The organism is Haemophilus parainfluenzae ATCC 33392 (assembly GCF_031191205.1).
In the GTDB taxonomy this organism is placed as follows: domain Bacteria; phylum Pseudomonadota; class Gammaproteobacteria; order Enterobacterales; family Pasteurellaceae; genus Haemophilus_D; species Haemophilus_D parainfluenzae.
This window is the reverse complement of the sequence record NZ_CP133470.1, coordinates 130039-143044: the sequence shown is the minus strand read 5'-3', so window position 1 is coordinate 143044 and position 13006 is coordinate 130039. Positions and strand designations below refer to the sequence as shown.

The window sequence follows — 13006 nt, the reverse complement described above, 5'->3', positions numbered from 1 at the left end:
GAAATAGGTTCTCATTCGTCTAATGATAATGAAAGGAAAAGACCTTTCTAGATCACGCTAATTATTCACAAATTAAGGAAGATTCAAAATGAAAAATATTACTGTAAAAACAACCTTTACTGCTATTGCTGCACTTTTCTTTGCAACCAGTCTTTATGCGATAGATATGAAATCCAATGAGATGTCAATGACAAAAGCTCCCATGCCTATGACCAAAGAGTCGATGCCGATGCAAAATGATAAAATGGCGGTATTATGTAGCAGTTGCACAAAGGTTTAACTGATTAAAAACCTTAAAATTCCTATTGAAATTTTAACTCAATAGGGATGGAGTGATCAGCTAATTCAACAGTTCCCGATAGGTTGTTTTTGTTAAAACAGGTGGCAAACCTTGATTGTAACGATGTGGGCGAACAAAATTGTAATACATCACATAAACTCTCACATCGTCCATCGCTTGCCCCAAGGTTATATAGTCGCCCTCTTGCATCCATTCATATTTAAAGCTGCGAAACCAACGCTCCATTGGGGCATTATCCCAACAGTTACCTCGGCGACTCATACTTTGGGATAAAGCACTTCAGCATTAATCCAATTAACCCAAGTGTTTTCCAATAATGGAATTAAGGGGGTGCTATCTTCAACTACAGTATTTAAGGCAGATAATACCTCTTCTAAAGACGAAGGTTGTTCTTGTATATAACTTAATAGCCAAAAGTCAAGTTCAGATAAGCATTGTTGCAGAATATTAAAATCGCTATCCCGCCATATAACAGCTTGCATAGGGTTTTCATCAAATTGTTTAAAATCGCTTGATAAAAAATCGACTTCATAGCTTTTTAAATAAGCTGCATCAGATAACTGCATTACGCTATACTTATTCCACTCAAATTTTTCAGGTACTTTTGCTAAAGAAACTTCTGCAAGTAATTGAGTATTTTCAAAATCCATCAATGCCAGTATATTGGCGTCAAAACTCTCTTTTTCTTGACAAAATAAGAGAAATTCTCCAGCAATATCTTGAAAATAAGGCGAATGTGATTTTCCTTTTAATACAAAAAATTCTTTTGTCTGAGACCAACTCTCAGCAGAAACGTGTTTAGGCGCTTCAACAAAACAACGGTCAATAAAACCAAAGATGTTATTTCGAACTAAACGAGCATAAACAGCAAGGCGATTCGGAGCATAACCATTTAGAGGTTGAGCATTAGCCAATCGAACTGCTGTGGCAAGTGCTTTTTGTGTTTCAATAAGCGAAGGTTTAGGCTGCATAGGATATTACCTCTTTTTGAGCATATTTTTGCTGTAGTTGTGCAATATGTTCAACTTCAGAATAAAGTTCTGCAAATGGAGGGAAATTGAAATCACGCTCTAATAATGTTGGCGGAATGACGGGTAGTCGTTGATAGGCATATTCTAATAAATCCCACACAGTACCTTTTACTGCCTCACCGTGCGTATCAATTAATAACTCTGGTAAATAGCGATATGCCCCTTTTATTTTATTAAATGATTCCCCTTCTAAATCCTCTACAACTTGTGCGGCAGAATGTTCTTCGTCGTGTCCTGCTATATGAATGTAATTGACACGTTTCACATCTACTTGATCTAAAAAAACATAAGGATCAAGTAAACCGTGATTGACGCCATTTACATAAATATTATTCACATCTAAATGAATACCACAATCCGCTTCCTGTGCAATAGCATTTAAAAATTCTACTTCATTCATTGTGCTGGTGGGAGAGTGTAAATAATAAGAGGTGTTTTCTAATGAAATTTGTAATTCTAAAAAATCTTGCACATAGCGGATTCTCTGTGCTACGTGTTTTACAGCTTCTTCAGTAAATGGCATAGGTAATAAATCATATAAATGCCCTTCACATTCACAATAACTCAAATGTTCAGAAAAAAATGTCGAATTATATTGAGTCATTAATGCTTTAGTATTTTTTAATAACTCGCGATCAAGTGGTGCTTGCCCGCCTAATGAAAGTGATAGTCCGTGTACCGCAAGTGGATATCTTTCAGCGGCTTGATCAAATCTATAACGAGCAGCTCCTCCCATTTTTACCCAATTTTCTGGAGCAACTTCCATAAACTGAATCGCATTATTTGATGATAAATTTAAAAAATCATCAGCTAAATCTCGACGATATCCTAATCCTGCACCTTGTAACATAATTATTTACTCCTTTTAATACAACACTGGTGTAAATTTACACCAGTGTTATGTATGGCATCTAGATTAAAATACGATTATTTAGAGCCACATTTACCTTCACCACATTTACCTTCTGCAGCTTTTGGTTTGCTCGCACCACATTTACCTTCACCACATTTACCTTCTGCGGCTTTCGTTTCGTTTGCACCACATTTGCCTTCTCCGCATTTACCTTCTGCAGCTTTTGTTTTCACACATTTATCACCTACACAAGGTGTTGCAGCTTTATCTGTACTGCTTGATTTTGGCTCAGCGTGTGCAACAGTAGCTACTGTCATCGTTAATGCTCCTGCTAATGCGGCTAAAGTGGATAATTTTTTCATTTAAATCTCCTAGAATTTGATATTGAATATAGTTAGAGGAATTTCAACCAGCTTTTAGTTGGATAAACCTTCTTAATAAGCGTGTCTAAAGAGAGTTTCCCTGCTCCCTGCGTAATTAAGATTAATAAAGTTACCACATAAATTAAGGGTAATTTATAACCATTATCACAAACGTTATAACCTGAATCGGCGTGAATGCTATACCACGCGACAGAGATTAAAATCGTTAAACTTAATGCACTAAAACGTGTTAGCACCCCAAATATCAGCAAGAATGGGAAAATTAATTCAGATCCCATTGCAACGTGCCAATTAATATCGGCTGGAATAAGATTAAATGGAAAAGGAAAACGATCTTGTATTTCAGTAAACCAATTTTGACCATTCCATTTTTCTAACCCTGCCTCTAAAAATTCCCACGCAAGAAAAAAGCGTAAAATCAATAAACTCACGCCGCTGCTGATACCTTGCATCTTACAATCTTTCATTTTTTTCCTCTGATTGATTAGCTATTTTATGAAATTATTTAGTTCATTATGGTAGGAAATGCTTCCTTGTTATTCTATTAGTCGGAGATAAGCCTTTTTTCTTACACTTTTTTTTTCAAAAAATTGAAAATATTATTTTTTGTAAAAATGCAGATAACATTAAGGGCAAAGATTCTAATAATCTTCGTCCTTTTATCTTTTACTGATTAATGTAGTGATCAGCTAATTCAACAGTCCCCGATAGGTTGTTTCTGTTAAAACAGGCGGCAAACCTTGATTGTAACGATGTGGGCTAACAAAATTGTAATACATCACATAAGCTCTCACATCGTCCATCGCTTGCCCCAAGGTTAGATAGTCGCCCTCTTGCATCCATTCATATTTAAAGCTGCGGAACCAACGCTCCATTGGAGCATTATCCCAACAGTTACCTCGGCGACTCATACTTTGAGTTACCTGAATGAAGGTTGAGCGGAATAGCTACACCTTGAGTTTGAAAAAATGGAAAATTGATGTGAAAAATTGCGAGGTTAAAGTTAGAATTTGAGGTAAAAGAAATGCCTTTCACAATTTTCATTCGGAAAGGCATTCAAATTTATGCGGTAAATTAGTCAATTTTCGGACTTTATGCAACTGCTACATAATACCGTAAAATGGCATCAGATAGTATGAAGTCTGATAGCATGATGAAATCTCAGGATATGAAAATGGATAATATGAAGTCAGAAGAAATGAAATCTGATGAAATGAAAGTAAAAGAAATGAAGAAAAAAGCAAAAAAATGGAAGCCCCGAAAATGTAATACTTTCTTCTTAAAAGAAAAACTGCGGTCAATTTGACCGCAGTTTTTGTATCAAAGTGAGATTATTGTTTACGCCACGTCGTGCCGTTAGGGCCGTCTTCTAACACAATTCCCATTGCAGTGAGTTCATTACGAGCCGCATCTGCAGCAGTCCAATCTTTAGCGGCACGGGCTTCGTTTCGTTGTTTGATAAGCGCTTCAATTTTTGCGACTTCATCATCGTCAGAACCAGCTTGTAAGAATTTTTCTGGATCTTGTTGAAGTAAACCTAAGATACCCGCTAACTCACATAAACGCGCAGCAAGACCATTGGCTTTTTCTGCATCTTCAGTTTTCAATTTATTGATTTCACGCGCCATTTCAAATAAGACAGAAAGAGCGTTTGGCGTATTGAAATCATCGTCCATGGCTTCACGGAAGGCTTCCACAAAATTTTCACCGCCAAAAGCAACCGCACTTTGATCGGTGCCACGTAAAGCGGTGTACAAACGTTCTAATGCACCTTGTGCTAAATTCAAGTTTTCTTCACTATAATTGAGTTGGCTGCGATAGTGTGCCGTTAGTAAGAAATAACGCACCGCTTCTGCATTGTAGTGGTTTAATACATCACGAATGGTAAAGAAGTTGCTGAGGGATTTCGACATTTTTTCTTTATCTACCATGATCATGCCGGAATGGATCCAATAATTCACATATTGGCCACCATGAGCACAGCAAGATTGGGCGATTTCATTTTCGTGGTGTGGGAACATTAAATCAGAACCGCCACCATGAATATCAAAATGCTCACCAAGTTGTTTACAGTTCATTGCCGAACATTCAATGTGCCAACCTGGACGACCTGCGCCCCATGGCGATGGCCAGCTTGGTTCGTTTTCTTTTGACATTTTCCAAAGCACGAAATCCATTGGATTTTTCTTGATTTCATTAATTTCAATACGTGCACCGGCTTGTAATTGGTCGAGATCTTGGCGTGATAATTTGCCGTATTCCTTAAAGCTTTCCACATCAAACATCACGTCGCCATTGTTTGCAACATAAGCATGACCGCGTGCAATCAGTTTTTCCACAATCTCAATAATTTCAGGAATATGATGCGTCGCACGAGGTTCAAAATCAGGGCGTAATACATTAAGTGCATCAAAATCTTTATACATCTCTTGCACCATACGATCTACAAGTTGATCGCAGGTTTCTTTGTTTTCTAATGCTCGCTTAATGATTTTATCGTCTACATCAGTGATATTACGCACATAAGTCAAATCGTAGCCTAAAGAGCGTAAGTAGCGAGCAATCACATCAAAACACACAAAGGTACGGCCATGGCCAATATGGCATAAATCGTAAACGGTCACGCCGCACACATACATACCCACTTTTCCTTCATGGATAGGTTTGAACACTTCTTTTTCACGAGTGAGGGTATTAAAGATCTTTAACATATTTTTTCTCTTAAAACTGGTTGGAAAACGACCGCACTTTTTCTGCTCATGGTGGCACTTTCTCGCCATTTGTGGAATAATGAACGCCTTAATTTTCAAGAGGAAAATAACATGGTTACATTACACACAAATTTTGGCGATATTAAAATTAAACTCGATTTTGATAAAGCGCCAATCACTGCAGAAAACTTTTTAAATTATTGTAAAAACGGTTTCTATAATAACACAATTTTCCATCGTGTTATTGATGGATTTATGATCCAAGGCGGTGGTATGGAAAGCGGAATGCGTGAAAAAGCAACAAATGCACCGATCCAAAATGAAGCCAACAATCGTTTAAGCAATAAACGTGGCACAATCGCCATGGCGCGTACCTCTGATCCACATTCTGCAACGGCACAATTCTTCATTAACGTGGCTGATAATAACTTCTTAAACTACCGCTCAAAAGAGATGTTCGGTCGTGAAGTTGTGCAAGAATGGGGCTATGCCGTATTCGGTGAAGTGGTTGAAGGGATGGATGTGGTTGATAAAATTAAGAAAGTAAAAACCGGTAATAAAGGTTTCCACCAAGACGTTCCGACAGAAGATGTTGTGATCACATCAGTTTCTGTCGAATAATTAATTCGGTGTGTGGATGCTCAATCTACACACCTTTTTTTCTTAAGTGAAATAACGCAATGCCTTTCTTCGATACTCATACCCACCTTGATTATCTTCATCATGACACAGGTGAGCCATTAGCTCAGCTCGTGGATAACGCTAAGCAAGCTGATGTGCAGAAAATTTTGATTGTGGCAGTAAAAGAGTCGGATTTTAAAACGATCCAAAATATGACCGCACTTTTCCCTGAGCATCTTTATTGTGGGCTTGGGTTGCATCCTCTTTATATCAAAGAGCATCAAGAGCATGATTTAGAGATATTGGATGCGGCATTATCTGTTCGTAATCAAAATTGTACAGCCGTAGCAGAAATAGGCTTAGAATGTGCAATTCCTAATTTATTGACTGATGAATTATGGCAAAAGCAACAGCACTTTTTAGAAAGTCAGCTTTATTTAGCGAAGAAATACAATCTGTCGGTCAATTTACATAGTCGTAAATCCCACGAGCAATTCTTCCGCTTTTTAAAACAAGCCAATTTGCCTAAATGTGGTGTCGTGCATGGTTTTTCTGGAAGTTATGATCAAGCAAAACGATTTGTGGATTTAGGCTATAAAATTGGCGTAGGCGGTACCATTACTTATGAACGCGCGAATAAAACGCGTCAAGCGATTGCGAAGTTGCCATTAGAGGCGTTGGTATTAGAAACGGATACTCCCGATATGCCGGTGTTTGGCTTTCAAGGGCAACCTAATCGACCAGAGCGGATAGTTCACACCTTTGACGCTTTATGTAGTTTAAGAAGTGAAAATGCTGAAGTAATTAAAGAAACGGCTTGGCAGAATAGCTTAACCTTATTCGGTTAAACCTTAAAACGATAAATCACTTGATTGGCTGAACCTCTCCAAACCAGGCTAGGGTCAGCCTGTTCTTGTATAAATTTTCCATCAATGAGTACGTCAATATAAGGCAACATTTGACGTTGATAATCATCAAGTTCATCCAGTTTATATCCCGTCCATACCCAAATGTCCTTATCGGGACATTCTTTTTTTACACGTTGAACAAAAGGAAGTAAGGCTTCAACATTACGTGGATGCATCGGATCCCCACCAGAAAGTGTGAGCCCTTGACGTTTAATGCGCGTATCCTTTAAATCATTGATGATTTGTTGTTCCATCGCCTCATCAAATAATACGCCATTATCAAAAGACCAGCTCTTTTGATTGTAACAACCACGACAACCATGCGTACAACCGCTCACGAAAAGGGTACAACGGGTGCCTTCGCCATTTACAACATCTGTTGGGTAGTATTGGAGATAGTTCATGGTTTTACCTTAAAAGTGCGGTTGATTTTCTCGTCAAATTCACTGAATTGATAAATTAACCTTTGCAATACAGGGCCAATTCTTGCATAATAGCCCACCTAATCGCATTGCGATATCAATGGAAATCTTCTCGGTCTCTCGCAACGGTGTCCGGTTTACTCGGTCAGGTTCGGAAGAAAGCAGCCAAAGTCGGAATTTCTGTGTGCCGAGAATAAGCTGGGAAGATTTCCACCCAACTTATCCTTCCTTATTTTACACACGCTCCACTAATTGTTTAAAGAACCCTTTTTCTAATTGTAATAATTCTGTATAAGTGCCTTTTTCAATTAGTTTCGCTTCATCAATCACACAAAGCTCATCAAATTGCTCAATCGCCGTTAAACGGTGAGTCACCATAATTAAGGTTTTATTTTCAGCATGTGCAAGAATTAAACGCAGAATTTGGCGTTCAGTTTCGCGATCTAAACCTTCAGTTGGCTCATCTAATAATAAAATTGGCGCATCATTAAGCAAAATACGTGCTAAGCCCAAACGACGTTGCTCTCCACCAGAAAGCGGACGGCCGCCATCACCTAGCCAAATATCTAAGCCTTGTTCTTGTTCCAACAATTTACCTAAACCCACTTGATTTAATACCTCGATCATTTTTTCATCTGAAATATTGACCGCACTTGCGAATTGCAGATTTTGACGAAGCGTATCGCTAAATACATGAACACGTTGTGTTAAAAAGCAGAATTGGCTACGTAATGTGTCTTCTGCATAGTCAGCTATTGGCTTGCCAGCAAGGAATAATTCTCCTTGATTGGCATCATAATTACGCACTAAAAGCTGTAATAACGTGGATTTTCCGCTGCCTGTTTTACCTAAAATCGCGATTTTTTTGCCTTTTTGAATGGTTAAATTCAAATTCTCTAAAGCACGATTTTGACGTTCAGGATAAGTGAAAGAAAGATCTTTCGCTTCAATTAATGTAGTAGCGTTTTGATCGAACTCCGCTTTGCCATTAAAGGTCACTAATGGTTGCTGTTCGATAATATCTGTCACTCGTTCAGCCGACGCAATTACTTGCCCGATATGTAAGAATGCCGAGCCTAATGGCATTAAGATTTCAAATGAGGCTAAGGCCGCAAAAGTGAAGAGCGCAATAAATGCCATACGATATTCATCGTCGCCAAACTCAGCTTGTGAGCTAAACCACAACATTGCGGCAATAATCAAACCATTTAAGAAGAGTGAAAGTGCGGTTGAAAATCCGCTTAAATTGGCTTCTTTTTGTTGATCTGCTTGCCAATTTGCTTCGGTTTTAGCCATATTATCTTTCAATTTATCTTCAGCATTAAAGAGCAATAATTCTGCTTGAGCTTGAATAAACTCTAAGAATTGTGTGCGATAAAGTGCGCGTGAATGCACGAGTTTGTCACCAAATTTTTTACCCAGTTGGTAGAAAATGGTTGGAATAACCAATACCAATATAAGCAGGCTCACACCTAGACCTAAGGCTAAAGGAGCATTCACGAAACTTAGGCCAATACACATAGCTAGAATCACAAAAATAGCCGTAATAAATGGCGCAATTAAGCGAAGATAAAGGCTATCGAGTGTATCTACATCTGACACTAAGCGGTTTAATAAATCGCTGTTACGGTAGCGATTTAACACAGCAGGACTTAATGGAATAATCTTCTCAAAAACTTGTACCCGTAATTTAGCCAAAATGCGGAAAGTGGCATCGTGTGTCACCAACTTTTCGAAATAGCGGAAAAGGGTGCGGCTAATAGCAAGCCCACGTACAGAAGCAGAAGGGTAGAAGAAATTAAATAACGTGCCAAGACCTGCAATAGCTGTTGCGGCTAAAAACCAACCCGATGTGGTCAGCAAGCCTATGCTAGATGCAAGGCCTGTAATCATCAAAACTAAGCCTAAAAATAAAGGCAACTTGGCGAATTTAAATAAACGTAAAAAGGGAAGTAAAGCATGCATTATTGAATATCCTCTTTTCGTTGAGCCAATAATTCGGCAAAGAAGCCTTGATCTTTTAATTGGTTGAAATGGCCTTGTTGAACAATTTCACCTTCTTGCATCACTAAAATGTTATCGCATTGTTTTAGATCTTCAATGCGGTGTGTGATCATTAAGGTGGTTTGGTTATGGCTCATTTCAGCAAGGGCAGCAAGTACCAGATTTTCAGACTGGGCATCGAGGCTAGCTGTTGGCTCATCGAGCAATAATAAATTGCCTTTGCGTAGTAAAGCGCGTGCGATAGCTAAGCGTTGCGCTTGGCCTACGGATACACCCATCCCACCATCTTTAATTTCGCTATCCAAGCCTAATTTATCGGTAAATTCTTTTGCTTGCGCAGAAATCAAGGCTTGCTCAATTTGCTCATCAGTTGCTTGAATATCACCTAAAAGTAGATTTTCTTTGATGCTACCTTGTAGTAGTAATGGGTTTTGACCGACCCAAGCAATTTGTTTGCGCCAGTCGCTTAAACGGCTTTGGTTAAGTTCCACACCGTTAATTTTTAAGCTGCCTTCATAAGGCAAGAAACCGAGTAATACATTGATTAAAGAGGTTTTTCCTGCGCCACTTTGACCTACAAGTGCAATATGGCTTTCTTTCGGAATATGGAATGAAAGAGGCTTCGTTAATGGTTGACCTTGTGGCGAAAGCGCCACTAAATTTTCAGCCTGAATCTCGACCGCACTTTGTGCTGGAATTTGTTCATTGCCTTGATGTGCAATTAAATAATCCGCTTCTAAGAAATCGACAATGGCATCAGCTGCACCAATACCAGCTGCACGATCGTGATAGTAAGTCCCGAGATCACGCAATGGTTGATAAAACTCTGGCGCTAGAATTAAGCAGAAAAAGCCGGTAAATAAGGTTAGCGTGGTGCCATAAGTACCAAATTCGACTTGGCCTAAATAGCTAAAACCAAAGTACACTGCCATTAAAGCAATGGAAATGGAGGTGAAAAACTCTAACACGGCAGAAGAGAGAAACGCCATTTTAAGTACAGCTATGGTCGTTTCACGGAAGTCTTCCGTTGTGCTTTCAATATGTTGTGTTTGTTCTGAAGTGCGGTTGAAAAGACGCAAGGTTTCTAAACCACGTAAGCGATCCAAGAATTGTGCACTTAAGCGAGAAAGGGTAGCCATATTTTTTTGGCTGCTATCTGCTGCCGCAATCCCTACTAGAATCATAAAAATGGGTACAAGTGGTGCGGTGATCATCAAAATCAGCCCAGCAGCCCAGTTGAGTGGGAATACAGCAATTAAAATCACCATAGGTACAATGGCAGACAAACTTTGTTGTGGTAAGAATCGTGCATAGAAATTATGCAGATTCTCCACTTGTTCAAGCATAATACTTGCCCAACTACCGGCTGGTTTATTATTGATGGTTGCAGGACCAACTTGATGGATTTTGTCTAAGATCTTTTGGCGCATATGATTGCGCAGTAATCGACCTGCTTTAAAGCCAATTTTTTCGCGTAGCCATAAAATGACCGCACGTAAAGCAAAAGTAATGATTAATGCAATAAAATAGGGAACCAGTTCAGCACGATTGACATGTTGCATAATGAGCTTGTCGAGCAATGTTGCAAGAAAATAGGTTTGAGCCACAAGAATTAAGGAGGAAAGTGTGGCAAGGGCAATATTGGTGCGCATTAATTTTTTAACAGGTTGTTGCTGCGCACGAAGCCATTTTTGTAAATATTTTTGGCGAAGTTTGTCCATAGATTTGTAGAGTTAATATTTAAAAAGTTCTCCCTCTCTATTGAGAGGGAGTTTGAAGGGTGAATTTATTGATTCAGCATTGATTCTTTAAAATCTCCTTTACCTCCTCTTGGCTAAAGAGGGGAAAATAAATAAGGAAATTTATTTATTCTTGTGCATCTAAATAACGTTCAGCATCTAATGCAGCCATACAGCCTGTACCTGCTGAAGTAATGGCTTGGCGATAGTTGTGATCCATCACATCACCCGCAGCAAATACGCCTTCCACAGATGTTGCTGTTGCATTGCCTTCAAGACCTGATTTGACAACGATATAACCGTTATTAAGTTCAAGCTGACCTTGGAAGATTTCAGTATTTGGCGCATGACCGATGGCAATAAATAAACCGTCTAATTTCACGTCTTCTTTTTCGCCGGTTTTCACGTTTTCTAAACGTACACCGGTTACGCCCATGTTATCGCCTAATACTTCATTCAAAGTGCGGTCAGTATGAAGCACGATTTTGCCTTCTTCGACTTTTTTGTATAAGCGATCGATTAAGATTTTTTCCGCACGGAAACTATCGCGACGGTGGATTAAATGTACTTCAGAGGCAATATTAGCTAAGTAAAGTGCTTCTTCAACGGCGGTATTTCCGCCACCGACAACGGCAACCGGTTTATTGCGATAGAAAAAACCATCACAGGTAGCGCAAGCTGAAACGCCGCGGCCTTTATAAGCAGTTTCAGATTCTAATCCGATATAACGTGCGGATGCCCCAGTTGCGATGATTAATGCATCACATGTGAAGGTTTGCATATCGCCATAAAGTTTGAACGGGCGAGAAGATAAATCGACTTTATTGATATGGTCAAACACGATTTCCGTTTCAAATTTTTCGGCGTGTTGTAACATACGTTGCATTAAACCTGGACCCGTGGTCATTTCAAAATCACCAGGCCAGTTTTCAATTTCATCCGTAGTAGTAAGTTGGCCACCTTGTTGAAGACCAGTCACTAGAACAGGTTTTAAGTTTGCACGAGCGGCATAAATGGCCGCGGTATAACCTGCAGGGCCTGAACCTAAAATTAATAATTTGCTGTGTTTAACGTCTGACATAAAGAATCCTTTGTTTATAAAATAAAGCATGAGGCTTTTGGAATTCGTTCATTATAAAGCCTTCATGCATAAAAAAATAGTTGATCGTATTAGTAAAGCAATGAATACAGCAATCGGCGATATTTATTGGTGATAGGATCCGCATTGCCAATGGCTGATAAAATAGATAAAAACTGTTGTTTCACTTCACCATTTTCCGCAGAAAGATCTTGTTTAAGAATGCTAAATAATAAGTCCAATGCTTCTTCGTTTCGATTAGCTTGATGTAGCTGAACTGCCAATTTCAACGCAATCTCAGGCGTTGGATTTTTCGCATAATCCGCTTGTAGTTGTTGAATTTCTGGCGTGTCAGCTGCTTTAATTAAAAGCTCGATCTGTGCCTGTAATCCATGCCAACGGCTATCTCGATCCTGAATCGGAATTTGCGCTAAAATATCTGCCGCAGGCTCTGTTTTTTTCATAGCGATATAGGTTTCCGCATAAAGTAATGCCACATCGCTATTTTTCTTATCTGAAAGCTCCCACGCCTCTTTCAGTAATGGAAGGGCGGAGTTGTAATCTTCCACTTGTAAAAAATCTAAGGCTTTTTGGAATTTTAAATCTTCTTCTTTTGGCAAAATCGCACTCAAACGTTGCAATAAGCTGGCTTCATCTAATGCACCAGGGAACGCATCTAATGCTTGTGCCTCTTTGAAAAGATAGGTCGTTGGTAACGCTTGAATACGAAATTGTGCAGCAATCATTTGCTCTGTTTCACAATTGACTAAGCCGAGGATAAATTGTCCTTGATGTTGTTCTGCAACACGTTGTAGGACTGTTGCAAAATCAGCTGATTCTTTATGGCTTGGTGCATAAAAGTTAATGACAAGTGGTGTTTCAACAGAACGTTGCAACGTTTCAGTAAGATTTTGTTCGTTGAGCTCAACTAAAAAAGGTAAATCTGCCATTTTTA

The 13006-nt window shown here is 39.0% G+C and carries 15 protein-coding genes, 1 other RNA gene and 1 pseudogene; 5 read left to right on the top strand and 12 right to left on the bottom strand.

The window, feature by feature from the left end; all coding sequences use genetic code 11:
• The first annotated feature begins 88 nt into the window (after positions 1-88).
• The gene (locus tag RDV53_RS00700) at positions 89-280 is read left to right on the top strand and encodes a hypothetical protein (protein ID WP_005696515.1); all 192 of its coding nucleotides are present in this window, start codon (positions 89-91) and stop codon (positions 278-280) included.
• 60 nt (positions 281-340) lie between these two features.
• On the opposite strand, the pseudogene RDV53_RS00695 reads toward RDV53_RS00700, so the two are convergent.
• The 6 genes and pseudogenes from RDV53_RS00695 to RDV53_RS00670 form a co-directional block, all read right to left on the bottom strand.
• Positions 341-574: pseudogene (locus RDV53_RS00695) on the bottom strand (integrase core domain-containing protein); the annotation flags it as partial.
• Positions 559-1272: an HvfC family RiPP maturation protein gene (locus tag RDV53_RS00690; protein WP_005696512.1), complete on the bottom strand. Its 714-nt coding sequence runs from the start codon at positions 1270-1272 to the stop codon at positions 559-561. The gene RDV53_RS00690 and the pseudogene RDV53_RS00695, both read right to left, overlap by 16 nt.
• Positions 1262-2182 carry an HvfB family MNIO-type RiPP peptide maturase gene (locus RDV53_RS00685; RefSeq protein ID WP_005696510.1) on the bottom strand — a complete coding sequence of 307 codons (921 nt, stop codon included), beginning with the start codon at positions 2180-2182 and terminating at the stop codon, positions 1262-1264. The genes RDV53_RS00690 and RDV53_RS00685 overlap by 11 nt, the downstream gene beginning before the upstream one ends.
• Positions 2183-2259: 77 nt before the next feature.
• On the bottom strand, positions 2260-2547 hold the full coding sequence (hvfA, locus tag RDV53_RS00680; RefSeq protein WP_005696509.1) for an oxazolone/thioamide-modified RiPP metallophore HvfA: 288 nt from the start codon (positions 2545-2547) through the stop codon (positions 2260-2262).
• 32 nt (positions 2548-2579) lie between these two features.
• Positions 2580-3020, bottom strand: a complete 441-nt coding sequence (locus RDV53_RS00675; RefSeq protein ID WP_005699852.1) for an HvfX family Cu-binding RiPP maturation protein — start codon at positions 3018-3020, stop codon at positions 2580-2582.
• A 237-nt stretch (positions 3021-3257) separates the two neighbouring features.
• Entirely contained in the window at positions 3258-3497 is a 240-nt protein-coding gene (locus tag RDV53_RS00670) for an integrase core domain-containing protein (protein WP_255308532.1), read from the bottom strand.
• Between the two features lie 245 nt (positions 3498-3742).
• On the opposite strand from RDV53_RS00670, the gene RDV53_RS00665 reads away from it, so the two are divergent.
• Complete coding sequence (locus RDV53_RS00665; protein WP_255308529.1) at positions 3743-3874, top strand: hypothetical protein; 132 nt, start codon at positions 3743-3745, stop codon at positions 3872-3874.
• Positions 3875-3899: 25 nt separating this feature from the next.
• Here the strand turns inward: RDV53_RS00665 and cysS are convergent, their stop codons facing one another.
• On the bottom strand, positions 3900-5279 hold the full coding sequence (gene cysS, locus RDV53_RS00660) for a cysteine--tRNA ligase (protein ID WP_032822687.1): 1380 nt from the start codon (positions 5277-5279) through the stop codon (positions 3900-3902).
• Positions 5280-5390: 111 nt separating this feature from the next.
• Between cysS and RDV53_RS00655 the strand changes: the two genes are divergently transcribed.
• On the top strand, positions 5391-5900 hold the full coding sequence (locus RDV53_RS00655) for a peptidylprolyl isomerase (protein ID WP_032822689.1): 510 nt from the start codon (positions 5391-5393) through the stop codon (positions 5898-5900).
• Between the two features lie 59 nt (positions 5901-5959).
• Positions 5960-6748, top strand: coding sequence for a TatD family hydrolase (locus tag RDV53_RS00650; protein ID WP_005696502.1), 789 nt, complete (start codon positions 5960-5962; stop codon positions 6746-6748).
• Here the strand turns inward: RDV53_RS00650 and nrdG are convergent.
• Positions 6745-7212, bottom strand: coding sequence for an anaerobic ribonucleoside-triphosphate reductase-activating protein (gene nrdG, locus RDV53_RS00645; protein WP_005696501.1), 468 nt, complete (start codon positions 7210-7212; stop codon positions 6745-6747). The two genes, RDV53_RS00650 and nrdG, sit on opposite strands and share 4 nt — an antisense overlap.
• Before the next feature lie 127 nt (positions 7213-7339).
• Here nrdG and ffs point away from each other — a divergent pair.
• Positions 7340-7438: signal recognition particle sRNA small type (gene ffs, locus RDV53_RS00640), an RNA gene on the top strand.
• Between the two features lie 26 nt (positions 7439-7464).
• Here the strand turns inward: ffs and cydC are convergent.
• The 4 genes from cydC to RDV53_RS00620 all read right to left on the bottom strand — a co-directional run bounded on the left by cydC (position 7465) and on the right by RDV53_RS00620 (position 13001).
• Positions 7465-9195: a heme ABC transporter ATP-binding protein/permease CydC gene (gene cydC / locus RDV53_RS00635; RefSeq protein ID WP_005696500.1), complete on the bottom strand. Its 1731-nt coding sequence runs from the start codon at positions 9193-9195 to the stop codon at positions 7465-7467.
• Positions 9195-10955 (bottom strand): heme ABC transporter permease/ATP-binding protein CydD, encoded by a 1761-nt coding sequence (gene cydD / locus RDV53_RS00630; RefSeq protein WP_005696499.1) that lies wholly within the window; start codon positions 10953-10955, stop codon positions 9195-9197. The genes cydC and cydD overlap by 1 nt, the downstream gene beginning before the upstream one ends.
• 145 nt (positions 10956-11100) lie before the next feature.
• On the bottom strand, positions 11101-12054 hold the full coding sequence (gene trxB, locus RDV53_RS00625) for a thioredoxin-disulfide reductase (RefSeq protein ID WP_005699879.1): 954 nt from the start codon (positions 12052-12054) through the stop codon (positions 11101-11103).
• Positions 12055-12143: 89 nt separating this feature from the next.
• Positions 12144-13001 (bottom strand): co-chaperone YbbN, encoded by an 858-nt coding sequence (locus RDV53_RS00620; protein WP_005696496.1) that lies wholly within the window; start codon positions 12999-13001, stop codon positions 12144-12146.
• Between the last annotated feature and the right edge of the window lie 5 nt (positions 13002-13006).

Excerpts from the sequence above, each read along its gene's own strand:
- RDV53_RS00700 (WP_005696515.1), top strand. The coding sequence starts at position 89 with ATGAAAAATATTACTGTAAAAACAACCTTTACTGCTATTGCTGCACTT.
- RDV53_RS00690 (WP_005696512.1), bottom strand. The coding sequence starts at position 1,272 with ATGCAGCCTAAACCTTCGCTTATTGAAACACAAAAAGCACTTGCCACA.
- RDV53_RS00685 (WP_005696510.1), bottom strand. The coding sequence starts at position 2,182 with ATGTTACAAGGTGCAGGATTAGGATATCGTCGAGATTTAGCTGATGAT.
- hvfA (WP_005696509.1), bottom strand. The coding sequence starts at position 2,547 with ATGAAAAAATTATCCACTTTAGCCGCATTAGCAGGAGCATTAACGATG.
- RDV53_RS00675 (WP_005699852.1), bottom strand. The coding sequence starts at position 3,020 with ATGCAAGGTATCAGCAGCGGCGTGAGTTTATTGATTTTACGCTTTTTT.
- RDV53_RS00665 (WP_255308529.1), top strand. The coding sequence starts at position 3,743 with ATGGATAATATGAAGTCAGAAGAAATGAAATCTGATGAAATGAAAGTA.
- cysS (WP_032822687.1), bottom strand. The coding sequence starts at position 5,279 with ATGTTAAAGATCTTTAATACCCTCACTCGTGAAAAAGAAGTGTTCAAA.
- RDV53_RS00655 (WP_032822689.1), top strand. The coding sequence starts at position 5,391 with ATGGTTACATTACACACAAATTTTGGCGATATTAAAATTAAACTCGAT.
- RDV53_RS00650 (WP_005696502.1), top strand. The coding sequence starts at position 5,960 with ATGCCTTTCTTCGATACTCATACCCACCTTGATTATCTTCATCATGAC.
- nrdG (WP_005696501.1), bottom strand. The coding sequence starts at position 7,212 with ATGAACTATCTCCAATACTACCCAACAGATGTTGTAAATGGCGAAGGC.
- cydC (WP_005696500.1), bottom strand. The coding sequence starts at position 9,195 with ATGCATGCTTTACTTCCCTTTTTACGTTTATTTAAATTCGCCAAGTTG.
- cydD (WP_005696499.1), bottom strand. The coding sequence starts at position 10,955 with ATGGACAAACTTCGCCAAAAATATTTACAAAAATGGCTTCGTGCGCAG.
- trxB (WP_005699879.1), bottom strand. The coding sequence starts at position 12,054 with ATGTCAGACGTTAAACACAGCAAATTATTAATTTTAGGTTCAGGCCCT.
- RDV53_RS00620 (WP_005696496.1), bottom strand. The coding sequence starts at position 13,001 with ATGGCAGATTTACCTTTTTTAGTTGAGCTCAACGAACAAAATCTTACT.